The 19,193-nt window shown below is 41.3% G+C and carries 12 protein-coding genes; all 12 read left to right on the plus strand.

Translation table 11 applies throughout. The annotated features are described in order from the left end of the window. The first annotated feature begins 25 nt into the window (after positions 1–25). The 12 genes from essC (at position 26) to E1I69_RS11240 (ending at position 19,156) form a co-directional block, all read left to right on the plus strand. Entirely contained in the window at positions 26–4,636 is a 4,611-nt protein-coding gene (gene essC / locus E1I69_RS11180) for a type VII secretion protein EssC (protein WP_136379697.1), read from the plus strand. Next, positions 4,629–4,880 carry a methyltransferase gene (locus tag E1I69_RS11185; protein ID WP_136379698.1) on the plus strand — a complete coding sequence of 84 codons (252 nt, stop codon included), beginning with the start codon at positions 4,629–4,631 and terminating at the stop codon, positions 4,878–4,880. Before essC ends, E1I69_RS11185 begins: the two co-directional genes overlap by 8 nt. Before the next feature lie 159 nt (positions 4,881–5,039). Next, positions 5,040–5,732 carry a hypothetical protein gene (locus E1I69_RS11190; protein WP_136379699.1) on the plus strand — a complete coding sequence of 231 codons (693 nt, stop codon included), beginning with the start codon at positions 5,040–5,042 and terminating at the stop codon, positions 5,730–5,732. Positions 5,733–5,736: 4 nt separating this feature from the next. Further along, complete coding sequence (locus tag E1I69_RS11195; protein ID WP_136379700.1) at positions 5,737–7,140, plus strand: Mbeg1-like protein; 1,404 nt, start codon at positions 5,737–5,739, stop codon at positions 7,138–7,140. 24 nt (positions 7,141–7,164) lie between these two features. Further along, a complete protein-coding gene (locus E1I69_RS11200) occupies positions 7,165–7,356 on the plus strand; it encodes a hypothetical protein (protein ID WP_136379701.1) in 192 nt (63 codons plus the stop codon). Between the two features lie 907 nt (positions 7,357–8,263). Next, positions 8,264–8,566, plus strand: coding sequence for a WXG100 family type VII secretion target (locus E1I69_RS11210; RefSeq protein WP_116353249.1), 303 nt, complete (start codon positions 8,264–8,266; stop codon positions 8,564–8,566). A 40-nt stretch (positions 8,567–8,606) separates the two neighbouring features. Then, entirely contained in the window at positions 8,607–8,909 is a 303-nt protein-coding gene (locus E1I69_RS11215; protein WP_116353248.1) for a pore-forming ESAT-6 family protein, read from the plus strand. A 290-nt stretch (positions 8,910–9,199) separates the two neighbouring features. Further along, positions 9,200–10,456, plus strand: a complete 1,257-nt coding sequence (locus tag E1I69_RS11220; RefSeq protein WP_136379703.1) for a DUF6382 domain-containing protein — start codon at positions 9,200–9,202, stop codon at positions 10,454–10,456. A 17-nt stretch (positions 10,457–10,473) separates the two neighbouring features. Continuing rightward, positions 10,474–11,241 (plus strand): PP2C family protein-serine/threonine phosphatase, encoded by a 768-nt coding sequence (locus E1I69_RS11225; RefSeq protein ID WP_136379704.1) that lies wholly within the window; start codon positions 10,474–10,476, stop codon positions 11,239–11,241. A 252-nt stretch (positions 11,242–11,493) separates the two neighbouring features. Next, positions 11,494–13,437, plus strand: a complete 1,944-nt coding sequence (locus E1I69_RS11230; RefSeq protein WP_136379705.1) for a serine/threonine-protein kinase — start codon at positions 11,494–11,496, stop codon at positions 13,435–13,437. A gap of 58 nt (positions 13,438–13,495) precedes the next feature. Continuing rightward, positions 13,496–14,083: a hypothetical protein gene (locus E1I69_RS11235; protein ID WP_136379706.1), complete on the plus strand. Its 588-nt coding sequence runs from the start codon at positions 13,496–13,498 to the stop codon at positions 14,081–14,083. 174 nt (positions 14,084–14,257) lie between these two features. Beyond that, positions 14,258–19,156: an Ig-like domain-containing protein gene (locus E1I69_RS11240; protein ID WP_242634582.1), complete on the plus strand. Its 4,899-nt coding sequence runs from the start codon at positions 14,258–14,260 to the stop codon at positions 19,154–19,156. Positions 19,157–19,193: the final 37 nt, after the last annotated feature.

Genomic DNA, 19,193 nt, shown 5'->3' on the forward strand with positions numbered 1-19,193 from the left:
TTTTGTTATAAGGGAGAGATTCACTTTGATATTAACTCTATTTGATCGGGAAAAGGCTTTTACATTTGTGCTGCCTGAGCGCGTGACAGGACGTTACATTTTAACGTCTGAGGATACGCACGGAAGAGCAGCGGATATGATGGCGATTGAGGCGGAAGACGGAAAATGGTTTTTGAAGTCTAACAAATCTGCGTTTCTGATGAATGACAAGCAAGAGATCCTTGTCAAACAGGAAATTGAGCCATTTAAAACATACACGATTTCCCGCAATCATGATGCATCTGCGCTTTTATATGTGGAGCCACCGACGAGCGATCGAAATGAGTATACAAAGCACGAGGTGACGGGAAGCAGCATTCGCATTGGTCGTGGCAATGACAGCCACATCCGGTTTTCGAATAAGCTCGTCTCCAGCTCCCACTGTGTGATTCAGTACGATGCACAGGGTCATGCCGTTATCCATGACAACAACAGCTCGAACGGAACGTATGTTAACGGAGAACGTGTGAAGGAAAAAGTCCTATCAACCGGTGACGTCATTTACATCATGGGGCTAAAAATTATCTACAATGGCAAGTTGCTTTCGTTGAATAATCCACATCAATTGGTATTTTTAGACCGCAATGCCTTCCGTCCGTTTGAGGTGCAAAAGCCAATTATTGAGGACGAAGAACCACTTGACGATTTCGAAACTGAAGAAATTAATGACGATCTCTTTTATCGTTCGCCACGGTTTAAGCGGGACATAAAGAGGACGGAAATCAGAATCGACCCGCCACCTCAACAACGAGAACTCGATGAAACGCCATTGATGTTCATGATCGGACCATCGCTCACAATGGGGATGGGTTCGCTCTTCATGGGGTTGTTCACGCTAAACAACGTGATGTCACGGGGCGGGAAATTCACGGAAGCCTTGCCGACATTGATCATGTCATTCAGTATGTTGATCGGAACCGTTCTATGGCCGATTTTAACGAAGCGTCATGAAAAAAAGCTGCGCATCAAGCATGAAGCAAAACGTCAGAAAAAATACTCGAAATACATAGAAGAAATGGGTCAAAAAATAGAAGACGAATGTGTCCGCCAAAGTGAAATACTTCATGAAAACCATGTGGCTCTGCAAAATCTCATCTCCCGAATTACGATGCGCAAAAGAAATCTCTGGGAGCGGGCGATTGGGCAAGACGATTTTCTCAAGGTTCGCCTTGGCATTGGGGATCTCCCCTTGAATGCAGAGCTCAAGTACCCTGAGAAAAAATTCACACTGGAGGACGATAATCTTCAGGATGAGCTTTATAAAATGGTGGAAGCACCGCACATTTTAAAACAGGTACCTGTCACTTTAAGCTTTGTGGAGGAATATGTCAGTGGAGTCATTGGGCGTCGCAGTCGTGTACAGGATTTTGTGAAGGGACTTATTTTTCAATTAACCGCCTTACACAGCTATGACGAGCTCAAGCTTGTGTTCCTTTACGATAAGGATGAAGAAGAGTACTGGAAGTTTACAAAATGGCTCCCGCATGTGTGGGATGAGGGGATGCAGATTCGCTTTATCGCAACAGATGCGACCGAGGTGAAGGAGCTTTCTGCTTATTTTGAAAAAGAAATCACAAATCGTGCGGCAATGGATGAAGAGCAATTAAAGGATCTTGACCAGCATTATTTGATTTTCTCAATGAGTAAGTCGCTGGCGTCAAGGGCTGAGATGTTTAACCTCCTTTTAGAAGAGAAAAAGAATATCGGGATTAGTCTTGTCACTCTGTATGATGAACTCAAGAATTTACCAAAGGAATGTACGATGGTTGTCGAGCTCGCGGACGACATGTCCAAGATTTACGACAAGGACGATATTTCTGGGTCATACACTGCGTTTGATGCCGAATTTTACGAGCGTGACGATGCCGAAGAGGTTGCGATTCGCTTAGCGAATATTCAGCTTGCATCCTCTGTTGAGGCATACACGCTACCGGATATGATTACCTTCCTTGAAATGTTTGGAGTCAGTAAAATTGAGCACTTGAACGCACTAACTCGCTGGAAGGAAAACAACCCAGTGCTCTCGATTGAAACACCGATTGGGGTCGACACGATGGGTGAGCTATTCAAGCTAGACCTCCATGAAAAATATCACGGTCCACATGGACTGATTGCAGGTATGACAGGGTCTGGTAAATCTGAGTTCATTATGACATTTATTTTATCGCTTGCCGTGAACTATCACCCGGATGAGGTTGCGTTTATATTAATCGACTACAAGGGTGGTGGAATGGCGAATGCCTTTTTAAATCTGCCGCACCTCGCTGGAACGATTACAAACCTTGATGGGGCAGCTGTAAAGCGCTCATTAATTTCGATTCAAAGTGAGCTAAAGCGTCGCCAGTCCATTTTTAGTGAGACGAGTCGACGGATGAATGTAAGTAATATTGACATTTATAAATACCAAAAGCTGTATCGCGAGGGGCAAGTATCAGAGCCACTCCAACATTTGTTTATGATTTCAGATGAGTTCGCCGAGCTTAAAACCCAACAGCCAGAGTTCATGGAACAGCTGGTGAGTGCGGCTCGTATCGGACGAAGCTTAGGTGTCCATTTAATTTTAGCGACACAGAAACCGTCTGGTGTCGTAGATGATCAAATTTGGAGTAACTCAAAATTTAGAATCAGTCTGAAGGTACAGGAAAAAGCAGATAGTATGGAGGTCATCAAGCGACCAGATGCAGCCGAGCTTTCACAAACCGGCCGTTTTTACCTGCAGGTTGGCTATAACGAATTGTTTGAACTTGGTCAATCCGCATGGGCAGGAGCACCATATTATCCAGCTGAAAAAGTGGAAAAACACGTGGATGAAAGCATAAGCGTCATTGACCACCTTGGTCGCGTCATCAAGAGTGCGAAGATCGACCGTAGAACGATGGTGAAAAATCCACCGAAACAAATTGATGAAGTAACCAATTACTTAGAAAGTCTAGCAAAACAGGAAAATATCACGGTGAAGCAGCTATGGCTCGATCCGATACCGGCGAAGATTTATTTGGATCAATTAGTTGAAAAATATCCTAAAGCAACAACGAATCGCTTTGAATTGAACCCTGTGATCGGGGAGTATGATGATCCGGCGAACCAACGTCAAAATGTGATGAGATTACCAATCACGCAGGATGGCAATACTATCATCTATGGGGTTGCGGGAAGTGGGAAGACAACTTTTGTTGCGTCCATCATGTACTCACTCATGGAATCTCATACGCCTGATGAGTTAAATGCGTATTTACTAGATTTTAGCTCGGAAACATTAAGCTGGTTCCGTGAAGCGCCACATGTCGGGGATGTTCTTTTATCCCATGACAGTGAAAAGATTGATAATCTCTTTAAAATGATGAATAGCGAGATTGAGAGACGGAAAAAACAGTTGTCCAATTACGGTGGAGACTTGCAGACATATAACCGTTTATCAGAGGATGGCCTGCCATCGATTGTGATTGTGATTCACAACTATGCAGCGTTTTCTGAAATGTATGAGGGACACGAAGAGACGATTTCGTACCTCACTCGTGAAGGGACGAAGTACGGGATTTATTTTATCGTCACAGCTGCCCATACAGGTGCAATTCGCTACCGCTTGATGCAAAACTTCAAGCAACTGTATGTGCTTCAGCTCAATGACACGTCCGAATATTCAGCGGTTCTCGGAAATGTCGATGGCGTATTCCCATCAAAGCATAAGGGCCGAGGTATTTTCAAGGCTGACGGTGTGTATGAGTTCCAGGTTGCTCTTATTACTGAGGGTGTCCATGACATGTACCAATACATCACCGATTACTGTCGCCGTTTGCGTGACAGTTGGGGCAAGAGTGCTGCGAAGCGAATTCCAGTCTTGCCAGAAAAAGTCGATATCGAGTATCTGCATGATGAAATTCGTTACAACAAGTCTCACAAACTACCGGTTGGGGTGGAAAAGGATTCGCTTGCCGTGACCTATTTCGATTTCGGTCAATACTTTGTGAATCTTGTGTTGGCTAGCAGTAGTGAGGCATGCACAGGCGTGATGCAGGGAATTTCTGAAATCGTTCATGATAATGAGAAAAATGAAGTCGTGGTGCTCGACCCGAATGAGGAACTCATCCGAGTCGGAGGAAAGCATGTGTCAAATGCAGCCGAACTTGAAGAGACCATTGTTTACTTGTTTAACACCTTGGTGTTCCGTAACAACACAACGAAGGATGCAATTGAAGAAGGTGCAACACCACCAGAATTTGAACCAATTTACTGTATCATTCATTCCTTCAATGACTTGATGATGCTGTTATCAGAGGATGGTCAGGATAAGCTGAAGGTATTTTTAGAACGAATAGACGGGCTCAATGTATTTATGGTTATCTCCGATCGCGCCGATTCCTTGAACTCATTCGCATTCGAGCCTTGGTTTAAAAAGCAGGTTTCATTAAGCGATGGAATCTGGGTCGGAAATGGCATTACTGATCAGTATTTAATGAAAGTTTCAAAAGTCACAAATAGCATGTATCAAGAAATTCCAGAGGACTTCGGATATGTGCTAACAAAAGGAAAACCAAAGTTAGTTAAACTTTTGACGGGTTCGAAGTCTCGTGAAGAGGAGGCGGTTTACCATGGATAAAGTGCTGGTCGAGGTGTTTATTCCAGCCTCAGGCGAATCCTATGACGTCTTCATCCCGGCCCAAAGCAAGCTCTATGAAGTTGCATTTTTACTCGCAAACACCATGACAGAGCTCTCGGGCGGCTACTTCGTCGCAACCGACACCACAGTTGTCTGCGACCGCGAAACCGGTACGATCTTTGACATCAACCAAACCGTGGAAGAATTAGGATTTTCAAACGGGAAGAAATTGATGCTGGTGTAAGTTGGAATTGGGTCAGGGCAGCAAAATCAACCATGTGGCAACAGACATTTTTTATAAGGAATCAAAGTCTTTAAGTAAGGAAGGTGCCAAATGAGGGTACAAAAGAGGGTAGTCTTATTCCTTCTTCTATTCATTCTCATAATAGGAGGAACAGGGTGTATGAGTTCAAGTAGTGCGAGTACGGAAGAGAAAATCGTGAAGCATTTAGAAGAAAAGTATAAGGAAGAATTCGAACTGGAATCCAAAAAAGAAGGTAGTGAAATCTTCGCCAATATGTATGGAGGAGATAAGGCCTTGGTTTATCCCGAGGGGAAACCAGAGCTTGTTTTCTTAGCTGGTGAAGACAGAGACAATAAGGAAGAATTTTACGACACCTATCTCCTTTCACGCTGGTCAAATGAACTTGATGCAAAATTTAAGGAACAAATTGAAAGTGAATTTAATGACGATATTGATTACAAGTTCTTACTCAATATAGCGGATAAAAAGTATGATGCGAGTATGAAGGATCTCTCTTTCACTGAATATGTTAACGAAAAGAATAGTGATGCTTTGGTTACATTGAAAATCGCAATCAAAGTTTCAGAGAAACCAGATCTCGAGAAATATTCCACTGCCATTTTAAATGTGTATAAGGCACTTGATGCATTACAGGTCGATATGTATGGGGTTTCTGTAGGTTTTGTAGAGGAAACAGACATTCTTCCTGATTATATGAGAACGGCAAATTACAATAATATACCTTGGACAAATTTAGATGCAAAAGTCTATGGAACCATAGTATTCGATAATACAAGGGATATTCAAACACCAGAAGATGTACTCGATCGTTATAAAGATTTGGAAGGGTGATTAGATGTCACTGACAAATTTAAATGACGAGGAAAAGAATATTTTATTGATGCTCTCCTATCTAGATCTGCCTCCAGATGCTGACGTTGAAGGGAAAAGTATGGAACAGATATGGAATATAGCTAATAAAATCCCTAACAATGGTGGAAAGGTCAGATACGAAAAACTAGAGGAATTTTTTAATACGAAGTATGATTCCTCTGCCCTTTCAGATGTTCATTTAAAGCAATATCAGAATTTTAATCCCAACGATGGGAATAACTCAAGTGGTAGATCCTCTTCTGGTTTCGTCGGATACGCATGGGGCGATAGTCAGGACAATGCATCTGCGGTCTTTAGAGGTAGTGAAGACATGAAGGACCAAGCTCACTTTGATACGGATTGGATATCAAACTTTGAGGCGGGTGTTGGGATTGAAATTCAGCAACAGCGAGAAGCAAACGAGTTTTATCAGCAATTCGTTAAGGGTGTAAATGGAGAAATATTATTGCTTGGCCATTCAAAGGGTGGGAATTTAGCAACATATGTATATGTCAATAATTTAGAAGATAAAGTCGGGGCTTATGTCCTTAATGGTGCACCGATATATTGGTATAGCTTAACGAAGGAGCAAAAAGAAGCATTACTCGGGGACAGATACATGTTTGTCGTTTATGAAGGGGACGTTGTTTCTCAAGCTGGCTATGCACCTTATGTAGACAAAATAGTGAAAATTGATAAAGACGCTCTCGAATATCTCGGTGAGATGAAAGATCCTTTCTATCCTCACTACGAAACAAGTGTTGAATTCAACGATAAAGGTGAGTTCAAACACTTCGAGGAAGGTAGTTCATTAGTCCGCGATGTATCAAGTACCATCATGCTGAAATTAAGTAAACTTATCGAAGTAGTTAAGGCTACTTATCCAGTAGCAAAGGCAATAGCGGATGCAACGATTAGAGTTATACACTCGATAAAATCGGGTATTGAGGCTGCGGCTCACTTCATTAAGGAACAGGTTATAAAATATGCGAAAAAGGCTATGCAAGTTGCGATTGGGACTGTGAAAGCCATTGGCGATTACTTTGATAATTTGATCAAAGATGTAACCTCATTTTTTGTGAATGTCATTAAAAAACTAGGGGGTTACTTCCCAGTAGAACCTTATCTTAAGGTCAATATCGACAGGCTCTACTACTATGCACAAAGGCTTGAAGCGATAAAACGGAGAGTCAGCGTGCTTAATGACAAAATTGACTCCCTGTACTGGGAGGTTGACCTTCTAGACATCCGTCATGTGTTGAGCGCTGATATCTTAACATCGTTCTCTTACAGGCTCAATCAAAACATTAACTACCTAAATGCTGCTGCCCGATTGCTTGATTCAAATGAAACCAAGCTAGTCGGGAAGGCAAGGATTATTCGATAGGAGAAAAGTAAAGGAGGTACCCCCATGAAGCCTCATGTGCGACGGAAGATTAATAGCATTATTTCTGAAATCAATGCAATTTCTCGTGAACTCGATGAAATTTCGAATGGTCTAAATCGAGAATTCAAGGGGATTGGCTCAACCAAAAGTGCATCCAGCCTTCAAAGTGCAGCTGACAAATACCGAAGGGTCGGCTATAACCTGAGAAGGATATAAGTTTTGAAGCTAGCAGACTAGCAAACTAGGAAAATTGCACCTGTTTTGCTAATCGTTTTTGGAGAAATGGAATGAATCCAAGGTATGCGTGCCTGATTACTAGCGGTTTGACTGAAAAAGGTAACGCAAAGAGGATAATCGTACCCGATTGGCAGAAGTTTGGATGAAAAAGGTAACGCAAAGAGGATAATCGTGCCCGATTGGCAGAAGTTTGGATGAAAAAGGTAACGCAAAGAGGATAATCGTGCCCGATTGGCTGAAGTTTGGATGAAAAGGGTAACGCAAAGAGGATAATCGTGCCCGATTGGCAGAAGTTTGGATGAAAAGGGTAACGCAAAGAGGATAATCGTGCCCGATTGGCAGAAGTTTGGATGAAAAAGGTAACGCAAAGAGGATAATCGTGCCCGATTGGCAGAGGTTTGGATGAAAAGGGTAACGCAAAGACGTTAATCGTACCCTATTTGATAGATTTTGAGGAAAAAGAGGAACGCAACGCCAATTTTCGTAATCGATCCGAGTTTGTTACACGAGAAATGGGTACGAATTCCCGACCTGAAGACCTTTTAGATAGTCCATTTAAAAAAAGAAATAAAAGCAGGGTAGCGGTCTATCAAAGGGCTAATGTTAACAGAATGGTATCCGCAACCCCAGTTATCGGTATATCGGGGACCAGAATCGCAGGCGTGGTAATCCGTATCGGTTATCGGTATATCAGAAGATGTCCGGAATCGCATGTGTGATATACCGCAACCAGACCTAGCGGTATACCTGGCCTGAAACGCAGATCCGATATACCGCTAGACCCTTGCACGGCCTCAACTCCCGTGCACCAACACGAATCCAAAGTTCTCTCGGCCTCAGCCGAGTTAACTCATACATATTCCAATTTAAAGGAGGTGAAAACACAATGGCACGTTCAATTACAGTTGATCCAGCGAAATTAGAAACTTCCGCTACTCGCATTGACCAACAATCTGCGGACTATGAGAGACTTTACAAGGCTCTTTACACAGAGGTTGAGGGCATGGGTGCAGCATGGCAAGGTACTGATAACATGGCATATGTTTCTCAAATCAAGGGCTTCATGGATGACTTCCAAAAAATGACGAACTTGATGAGACAATACTCTGAATTCTTAAAGCTTAGTGCAAAAACATACCGTGAAACACAAAACGAGGTAGTAAACCAAGCACGTCGCTTAACAAACTAATCTCGATACCTAGTAATCTACCAAAAAAGGAGGTGCCACCATGGCAGTTGATGGAATCAAAATTTCCCTTGGCGAGGTTAGTAAAACCGCTGGCCAGATCCGTAACCTAAACCAACAGCTTTCTACGGCATTAGAAGACATCAAAAAGGAAATGAACGGCTTAGCCGCTACATGGAACTCTGATGCTTCTAATACAATTCGCGGAAACTTCAATGCATTGGCTCCACGCTTCGAGGAGTATCGACAAGTCATTGATAGCTACGCAAAATTCCTAGACAACACAGTTACAAACTACAACGCAGCTGAAACAGCAATTAACAATAACGCGAGCGCATTTAAATAATCCATGAGGAGGGCAATTGGCCCCGCCGGTTGTCCTCATCTAACTTTATTCAGCGAAGTCCTTAATCGAGGATGCCAAAACTATTCAATTCAGTTGGGTTCAACCCTGACTGAATAAAGTTAAAGCCTCCGGCGGATGCCACGATTTTTCAAAGGAAGTTTCTCGCTAGTAAGATCAAAGACTAAGAACGCCGCATCCTGTGGCAACGTCTTTGTGACCCACATCGTGTGGGCCTAAAATCGGGCGCAAATACGCCAAGGCGCATTTGATAAACAATGGGAGTGCAAGAAATGATCAAACATGTTGATTTACATATTGAAAATTACGGTGTTTCGAAATTTATCTTTTACAAGGTGCCATCTGAGATCCGTGTTGATTTTACGGAAGCCGATAAGTTAAAAAACAACAAGGTTCCAGGGCTTTTACCATGTGTCGTGATTAATAAGGGCGATGAAGCGTACTTTCGCTACGACCTAGTGTCTGAAGTAACACTTGCACAAAGTTCAACAAACCAACTCACCAAAGAGCAGCTCCACTCATTTTTCACCAATATTATCGAATCATTGATGGAGGCCGAGCGGCTTGGGTTGAATGTGAACAACTTTGTTTTTGATGAGAACTACATCTTCATTGATAATTTTTCAAACAGATTAATTCTACTGTACATGCCAATTAAAAATAATATTTTTGAAAAGGTATCAATCCGGGAATTCTTCACCAACTTCTTACACTCCCACTCCTATGATGAAAATGATGACCTCACCTTTTTTGTGCGATTACATAATTATTTTGCGGCATCAAAGGAAATCAATTTATATGCGCTTCAACAAAAGCTGCATGAGCTGTTGGTGAATAAGCCGGCTTCACCTCAAAGTTTTACTAAGCTGCCGATCCAGGATGAGGAACCTAGGACACCCAATTACTATAGCCCTGGTAGTGAAATTAAGGGGTCCGAAGAAAATGGCGTTATCACATCCGAATACAGCAGTAAAAGGTCTGATAAAAAGAAAAGTCAAAAGCTGGAGATTGAGGAAGAGGTTCAGTACAAGCGAATCACACGAACCGAGCTTGGTGAAGGAAATTCCGTATTAGCCGGTGGAACCTCCATTAACATTAATCCGAATGTAGGTAGCCCGATTTCATTCGACACAGATGAGCCAGAGGAGGAAGAGGGTACAACCGTCCTCACTGCTTACAAGGAACATGAAGAGGAAGAAGGAACAACAGCACTGGGTGTTGGCACGAGTTTCCATCAGCAGAGCCCTTTCCTCCTTACAGCCACTCAAGAAAAAATCATGGTGTCGAAGAAAGTGTTTAAGATCGGGCGTGACCCACAACAAACAGATTACACATCAAAAAATAAAGTCGTTGGGCGCGTGCACGCAGAGTTGATTACCGAAAACGGAGAATACTTTATCGTCGACAAGGAATCGCGAAACGGCAGTTATGTAAATGGCATCAAGCTTGTTCCGCAAAATAAGGTAAAAATTAAGCATGAAGATAAAATCAAGCTTGCAAACGAGGAATTTGAATTTAGGCTCTTTTAAAGATGGAGGTGAAAAATGTGGCGTTCATACATGCATACCACACGGATGTTGGAATTAAGAAAAAAATAAACCAAGATGCCCTGCTCGTCAAGACGGCCAAAACACCAAATGGGTATGTCGGGATCTTCGTGGTCTGCGATGGAATGGGTGGGCTCTCACACGGAGAACTGGCGAGTGCCACGGTCGTTCGGGGTCTCTCAGATTGGTTTGAGAAGGAGCTACCAGACCTGCTTCACTCGGATCAACAAGATGAGGACATCCGCGAAGCACTCGAAGCCTGCATCACGGAACAAAATGAAAAAATCCTAGAGTACGGAGATGAAACAAATGCCCAAGTTGGAACAACGGTGACGGCACTTCTCATCATTCGTTCACATTACTATATCGTACATATCGGCGACAGCCGCGCTTATCAAATTCAAGATCGGGTGACAAGATTAACGAATGACCAAACCTTAGTTGCACGTGAGGTGGAGCGCGGAAACATTACACCCGAGCAAGCCTTAAAGGACCCGAGGCGCAATGTGCTTTTACAATGTGTGGGTGCAACAAAGGAGCTTGAGGTTGTCATCCTGACCGGTGAGACCGAACCGGGAACCGTGTTCTTGCTTTGTACAGATGGTTTTTACCACAAAATCTCAGATGCGGAGCTACTCGAGGAACTCCGACCAAACCCATTTTTAAATGAAAAGCAATTAAAATACAAGGCAATTAAACTAGTCGATTCCGTAAAAGAACGGAAAGAGGTAGATAACATCTCTATCGTTCTTGCGCATGTCGTGTGAAGGGCCAGATTTCGGTGCCTTGAAAATTTGACTTCGAAAATAGTTTTCGGTGTCTAGCTCCAGCGCCTAGCCCCTCGAGGTCATAAGCCAATCTGTCAAGAAGGATAAAATGCATCCTTCTCGCCAGCTTTTCTTATGCTTGTCGGACTTGCACAGGAAGTGCTGACATCGACGTTTGCCACAGGACGTGGCAGTAGTTAGGCGATGTTCCACTTCAAGTCGCTTGCGCTTTTCAATTTTGGAGGAATTACGTTGATTAAAATCGGAAGTTTTATAGATGATAGATACGAAATATTGAAGGAAATTGGCCGAGGTGGGATGAGTATTGTCTATTTGGCGATGGACAACCGGCTGAACAAGTCTCTCGTCGTCAAGGATATCCGCAAACGCGACAATAGCAACAATGAGCTTCTCATCAACAGCTTAGTTGTCGAAGCGAATATGCTGAAAAAACTCGATCACGGCGCGCTTCCGAAGATTTACGACATCATCGAATCGGAGGGCGACATTTATGTGGTGATGGACTATGTCGAAGGTGAATCGCTCAAGCAGAAGCTGAAGCGGGAAAAAGTGATTTCCGCAAAGCTTGTGATTAACTGGGCGAAGCAGCTGGCTGAGGTGCTTCACTATTTACATACGAGAAAGCCGCATCCGATTATCTACCGCGATATGAAGCCAGATAACATCATGCTCACACCGGAAGGAAAGATTAAGCTGATTGACTTCGGGATTGCGCGGGAATTTAAGGATGAAAGCCTGACAGATACGACCAATCTCGGTACGAAAACCTATGCCGCTCCCGAACAACTTTCGGGAAAGCGGACCGATGCCCGAACCGATATTTATAGCTTGGGCTTGACACTATACCAGCTTATCACTGGAAAAAGTCTTGCAGACCCGCCTTATGAGGTACGGCCAATACGTCAATGGGACCCGACTTTACCGGAAGGGCTCGAGCATATCATTTTAAAATGCACCCAGGCTGAACCAGAGAATCGGTACCAGTCATGTGAAGAGCTTCTATATGATCTCGAAAACATCAACAAGCTCACTGCTGGCTACCGTAAAAAAATGATGAAGCGACTCTATCTCTTTTTAATACCAGCCGTCTTATGTCTTGGTTTTTCAACGACATCTGTAATGGGTTATCAAGGTATGAAAAATGAGCAATTCCAGGATTACATGGGGCTTGTTAATGAATCTAGTATTGCGTTAATTGAAGGTGATGATACCGAGGCAATTAAGTTGCTGGAAAAAGCAATCAAGGTTGACAAAGGGCGCGCATCTGCCTATAACAACCTGCTTGACGTCTATATCAATCGAAATGAAGTCGACACCGGCCTCTCAAAAATTGAGTCCTATGTGAATGACGAATATGGGAACATCCATAAAAACAGCGAAGTTCTTTTTAAACTGGGGATGACGTATTTTGACCGGAAACGAGATTATCCTGTGGCGCTGAAATATTTTAAGCAGGTGAATGAAAAAGAGATACCTGACGCGACCTATTATATGACACTTGCGACAACATTGGGCGGGATGAATATCGATTATGACCAGTTCTCTACGAATCTCTTGGAGTTTGAGTCTTATAACGATAACCTCCCGAACAACGCTAAAAAGGTAGATAACTATAATTCACTTGCGAATATTTACATTTCGTATAAGGGACAAATCGCGGATGCCAATACAAAGGCGATTACAGTCGTGCAAAAAGCGCAGAGAGTTCTTGAGTTAGCTCCAGACGAGCAGCTCCAACTAAAATATGAGATTGAATTTGAGCAAAAGCTTGCCCAGGCTTTTTATAGTCGCGGTGTAAATTCAGGGGAGGATCAGATTGCTGCCCGTGAGGATTTCGAACAGGCGATTGAGCACTACAACACACTGCTCGAGTTGAATGTGCCGAACAGGGAAGAAGTTATGGTCAATATCGGCGTCAATTATCAAGAGATGGGCGAACATTCCCAAGCAGTCGAGCAATTTGAAGGAATCATTGAAGAATATCCGAAAAGCCTGAACGCGTATGTAAAGCTTGGCAATCTGTTGCTTGATATTGAGCAAGGCAAACTTGAAGATCAGCGAAACTACAGCAAAGCAAAAGAAGTCTTTGATAAGGCAGGCGCACTTGAAGGTGCTAAAGACAACGAAGCCTATAAAAAGCTTGCCAGACGCATGGCGAATTTAAATATCACATAGTGGGACACAGGGACAGGTACATCGTCCCATTTCCCGGTAATGAAAGGGGGGCTCTCGTTTGGAATATCAAATCATGTTTTATGGGGGATTAGCGGGCGCGTTAATAACGCTCATCATCTCAATTATCGTCTATATGAAACTACAAATCTCTCAAGTTTTTGCGGACATTACAGGAAATCGATTTATGAAAAAGAAGAAAAACGACCGCATTTCCCTTGAAGCTCAGGAAACAAAGAAAACAACCAGTGAAATCAAGCTTCGGAAAAAGGAGGTTCCAGTTGCGGCATCGGTAGAGGACACAGCCCTCATGAGCCAGGAACTCGAGCCTACCTCCTTGCTAGAAGAAACAAACATCGCACCCACTGCGTTGCTGGCAGAAAGTAATTCAGCAGAGGAGACGTCACTATTGCAGGAAACCTCGCTTTTATCAGAGGAAACGGCCCTTTTACAGGATGACGATGAGACAACATTGCTAGTGGATGACAACGAAACATCGATTCTCCTTGAAGGTGATGGCGAAACAGCCATCCTCACAGAACCAGAGGAAGAATCCGATTTCGCAATTGAAGTGGACGTGATGATTATTCATACAAATAAAGTGATTAACTTTATTCAGCAGAAGTCTTCTACTTCTCTAAGAGGATGAATGAAAAAATGGGTATACAATCCAGTCTGGGTCAAAATCTGACTGAATAAAGTTAAAGCCTCCAGCGGATGCCACAGATTTTCAAAGGAAATTTTTCGAGCAGGCTCGAAAAAATCTGGGCGCAAATACGCCAAGGCGCATTTGATAAAAAAGGAGCGTAGTAAAGTGATAGCAATGATCTCAAAAAGCTACCGAAAAAACAAATCGGTTTTCTGGATCCCGATCGCGATTGTGCTGGTGTTGTCGGTGTTGTTTTTGAATTTAACAGTTTTTTCTTCGGATGCACCACCGGAGCGTATTGTTACTTTTGAAAACAAGACTTGGAATATATCTGACCAAGTGAGTGAACCTACCTGGAAAACGAACTCAAGTAATATTGAGTTTTCTTTGGATTTAAGGAAAGATTATGAAGCATATGTAAAAAAACTAAACGACGAAAATAAGCTTGCGGAGACCACAATTTCTAGACCATTTAATGTTGTTGCTACTTATAATGGAACTGAGATAGGTAATATTAATTACTCAGAAAGTGAATTAGAAGGAGAAAAAGGAAAGTTTCTTGTGGATTTTCCTATCTCAGCCAATGTTGATGGGAATCTTGAAATCAAAATTGACTTTTCAGGTAATGCATGGGGAATCCCTACAGAAGCCAACACAGATTTTACGATAGAGAGGGACGTAACCCCACTTACAGTTGTAGCTGAGTACTTAGATAAAAACGGAGAGTATCAACTTTTTGATCCGCTTCTTGAAGAACAATTATTTGAACAGGACACAAATATTAGATTTCGAATTATTGGAGAAGATTTTACATTAAATAATGTAGTAGTTAAACAAAAAAAGGATGAAGGAACTGAGGAAGAAATTCTATCAGACAAAAGTGTTTGGGATGTGGATGGAGAAACTGGAAATACCTTATCTCCAAATAAATTTATTAATGAAACAGGAAATTATATATTTACAGTTTCAGCGGTAGATAATATAGGGAATGTAACTAATGAAACATTTAAGGTTGCTTTACGAAAACAAGATCCAGAAATAAGTTTGCCAGAAACAAATTTCCCAGGTTTTTATTCAGGAAATGTGGAAGTAAAGGTTAACAATGATATAAAGATTAACGATGCATATGCGGATTTTGGAAATGGTAAAACAGAAAAATTATCAATTAAAAGAAAAACAGCATCGTTAGTAATAGCAGAAGAAGGTGTGTATAATTTAAAAATTATTGTTGAGGATAGGAAGGGCTCAAAAACATTAACAGTTAATAGTTTTACAATAGACACTACCCCGCCAGAATTGGCATTACCAAATGTAATTGATAATGGGGCATATAAAGAATTAACTAATATCAAGCTAGAAGAAACAGATAAAAATCTCGATTTAAGTAAAACTGAAGTAATAGTTACTGGTCCAGATAAAAATGAGAAACTCACGAATGATGATCTATATAAAGACTTGAGTTTTACTTCCGAGGGAGATTATAAGATTCAACTCATTGCACAAGATTTAGCAGGTAATACGACAAATACGCAACTACAATTTACTATTGATAAAACACCACCAGCACTTACTATTGAAGGTATCAAGGATGGAGGGTACTACAAACCAAATACAAGTGCGATAGTCTCGGTTGAAGATGTAACCCTTAATCCAGAAAATATAGATTTAGATATTTATAAAGGAGCAGAACAATATAACGACAATTTCAACCTAGTGTTTGAGAATGAAACTGAGATTAAAGTTGTAGCAAAACCGACTTTTACAGAAGCAGGAATATACAAGATATCTTTAAGTGCAACAGACCGTGCAGGAAATCAAATATCATATGAAAATCAACCAGTTACCATTACAATAGATGACATGAAGCCTCAAGTCTATGTAAAGAAACCTATAAAAGATGGAGAAAATACTACTTGGGAAGATGTTATTAATAGGGAAGTATTTAGTGGACCACAGAATTTAGAAGTATCAATTACTGATGATTATCTTGAAAGTGCTGAAGTAATTATTAACCAAAATGGTTCCGAAATCTCAAAATATAATCCTGAAATAAATGGGAATGTAGCAACGGTTCAACACGAATTTAAAGACGACGGGGTATACGACATTATCGTTACTAGTACTGATAAAGCAGGCAATAGTAATGATGAGTATAATTTGACAGTTATTATTGATAAAGATGAAAAACCATCTTTTGAAATTATAGGTGTTGAAAATGATCAACATTATAGTGAAACCGAGAAGGAAGTAACTTTTAAAGTTAAGGACTTTTCATTAAACCCAACACTGACAAAGTTAAAAATTACAAGGATAAATGGTTCGGAAAAAGAAGAAACAGAAGTTGGTTATGAAGATTGGTCATTTTTCGATCAAATTTTATGGTTGGTACGAGGGGAGTATGTTCACACGTTTAACAAAGAAGGGACATACACACTTCTGTTAGAATCAACCGATTATAATGGAAATACCAGTACCCAAACAATATTGTTTACGCTTGACTGGTCGCCTCCCGAGATAAAAATCGATACAGATATTAAGGACGGCTCTTACGTCCAAAAAGGCAAACAAGTTAGAATCAAAGTTAATGAACTAAACTACAAAACAAATAAAGTGGACGTTATTGTTACTAGAGATGGTGAAGGTTATAAGGAATTTGGAGAATGGAACAACGAAGTAGAGGGTTATGTTCTATCACACACATTTAATCAAGACGGAAATTACATTATTGAGGTAAATGCTGAAGATAAAGCTCTTAATCGTGCGGTTAAAAAGACATTAGAATTTACAGTAGATAATAAAGAACCTGAAATAGAGATTGTTGGAATAGATGAAGGTAGTTACTACAGTAATAGCCAAACAGCAACAATTAAAATTAAAGAGCTAAATTTTAACAAAGACTTGGTAAGTGTAGATATTAATGGATCCCAGTATAAAATTGATAAATGGATAAAATCTAAAGATAATATATATTCATATGATATTCCGTTTAACAATGATGGGGATTATATTTTAACTATCCATTCAAAAGATGATGCTACAAATAGTGCAGAAAAGAAAATCAAATTTACGATCGATAAGAACCCACCGGTAACGAAAATCAATGGTGTAGCTCACATGACGAATTATAAGTCTGATAGAAATGTAGAGTTTATAGCGAGCGATACAAATCTCGCTGGAACTTCATTACACGTGACTAAAAATGGTAAACCATTTGATGTGGGTTCACTTACGAAATCTGGTGGAACTGCAAGTTTAAATTATAATTTTAATGAAGAAGGCAGCTATGTCCTAAACTTCAATGCAACTGACAAATCGGGCAACAAAACAACACATGACGAAATTGCGTTCATCATCGACAAAACCAATCCGGTTGTGAAAATTGACGGTGTCGATCATCAGTCATTCAACCCAACTGGCAAGCGGGTAACCGTTTCTGTTGATGAGTTGAATTTTGGTACTAACTATGTGCTGCTGTCTGTAACAAAGGATGGCAAGGTATTTAACATCGGGACATGGCAAAACAAAAATAAGCTTTCAAGCCTAGGCTACAATTTTAATGATGATGGCTTGTACACAGTCGCGATTAGCGCAGAGGATAAAGCGGGTAACGGTCCAATTGCTGCGAACAAGACATTTACAATTGATACAACAAAACCGACTATCGAAATTACCGGTGTTGAAAATGCAGCACATTATAATGTCGATAAGCCAGTTAATGTAGTGATTCGTGATGTGAACCTTGATGTGAATCGGATTACCGTGACACGAAATGGTCGAGGATACAATGCAGGGGGATTTGCGGTAGCGAATCAAACAGCACGACTCAGCCATAATTTTAGTCAGGAAGGTGACTATGTCATCAACGTTGAAGCGATTGACAAGGCGGGCAACCAGTTCAGCAACCAGATTGCTTTTACAATCGATAAAACAGCTCCAGTTATCACACCTAAGTTTAAAGGTCAAAGCCGTGTGATCAAGGATGGCGAATATATTAATGAAGTATTCACACCGGAGTTTGCTCTTGACCAAGCTGACGATACCATTGTTTCCGTAACGATGAATGGTTCAAATGTGACAGACCGAATTCCAACGGCTTCACTTGAAATGACGTACAAATATAGTGTTCTTGCACGAGATAAGGCAGGAAATGAATCAACGATAGATATTAGTTTTATCCTTGATACGACTAGGCCGACGCTGAATATTACAGGGGTAATCGACGGGTTCTTCAACAAGAATCAAATGCCGACTGTTACCTATTCAGATCGCTATCTCGATACAAGTCGTACGAGAGTTACCTTAAATGGCCGCCCATTTGTGAACGGGTTGCAGTTAAGCGATGAGGGAGATTACATTTTAAAAGCCGAGATTTATGACTTGGCAAACAATGTGTCATCTCGAACAATCGTATTTACAATTGATAAAACAGCTCCAGTCATCAAATTTAAGGAAGCTATTTCAGAACAGTATTTCAAGGAAAGCTTGCTTCCAGAGCTGTTGATTGAGGATCTAAATGCGTATGATATCATTTCACAAACCTTGAATGGTCAGCCTTATAACTTAGGCGACCCAATTGAGGAAGAAGGAAAGCACGTGCTCTTCTTCGAGGTGAAGGATAAAGCAGGCAATATTCAGCAACTAAGTGTGGAGTTTATTATTGATAAAACGCCGCCGAAAGTGAATTTTGAGGGTGTGAAGAAAAACGAAACATATCGGGACCCGGTGACCCTTTCAATTAGTCTTGATAACCCAAGTGATTCACTTAAGTCTGTAAAAATCAACGGAGAACTCTTCACTGGCGATGTAAAAGAGGTAAACGGTACGAAAGTGGTTACTGTTACACTTTCTGATATCAATAAATACAAAGTTGAAGTGTTAGCTTTTGACGACGCAGGGAACGAAAATAATGAAATCGTTGAATTCGAAATCGTTGAAAAAAGCGTACTCGTTAAGTTTTACGAGAATAAAACGTTATTTGCGGGCACGATGGTCGGACTTGTCGGTGCTGCAGCAGCAGGTGCTGTGGCCCTCCGACGCAATATTATCCGCAGAAGAGATGAGAAGGATATGTAACAAAAATGTAGGCATTCGCTGTTGGGCGGATGCCTGT

Origin of the sequence: Bacillus timonensis (assembly GCF_004799755.1) — a bacterium.
GTDB classification, from domain to species: domain Bacteria; phylum Bacillota; class Bacilli; order Bacillales; family Bacillaceae_L; genus Ferdinandcohnia; species Ferdinandcohnia timonensis_A.

Excerpts from the sequence above, each read along its gene's own strand:
- E1I69_RS11185 (WP_136379698.1), top strand. The coding sequence starts at position 4,629 with ATGGATAAAGTGCTGGTCGAGGTGTTTATTCCAGCCTCAGGCGAATCC.
- E1I69_RS11190 (WP_136379699.1), top strand. The coding sequence starts at position 5,040 with ATGAGTTCAAGTAGTGCGAGTACGGAAGAGAAAATCGTGAAGCATTTA.
- E1I69_RS11195 (WP_136379700.1), top strand. The coding sequence starts at position 5,737 with ATGTCACTGACAAATTTAAATGACGAGGAAAAGAATATTTTATTGATG.
- E1I69_RS11200 (WP_136379701.1), top strand. The coding sequence starts at position 7,165 with ATGAAGCCTCATGTGCGACGGAAGATTAATAGCATTATTTCTGAAATC.
- E1I69_RS11210 (WP_116353249.1), top strand. The coding sequence starts at position 8,264 with ATGGCACGTTCAATTACAGTTGATCCAGCGAAATTAGAAACTTCCGCT.
- E1I69_RS11215 (WP_116353248.1), top strand. The coding sequence starts at position 8,607 with ATGGCAGTTGATGGAATCAAAATTTCCCTTGGCGAGGTTAGTAAAACC.
- E1I69_RS11220 (WP_136379703.1), top strand. The coding sequence starts at position 9,200 with ATGATCAAACATGTTGATTTACATATTGAAAATTACGGTGTTTCGAAA.
- E1I69_RS11240 (WP_242634582.1), top strand. The coding sequence starts at position 14,258 with ATGATCTCAAAAAGCTACCGAAAAAACAAATCGGTTTTCTGGATCCCG.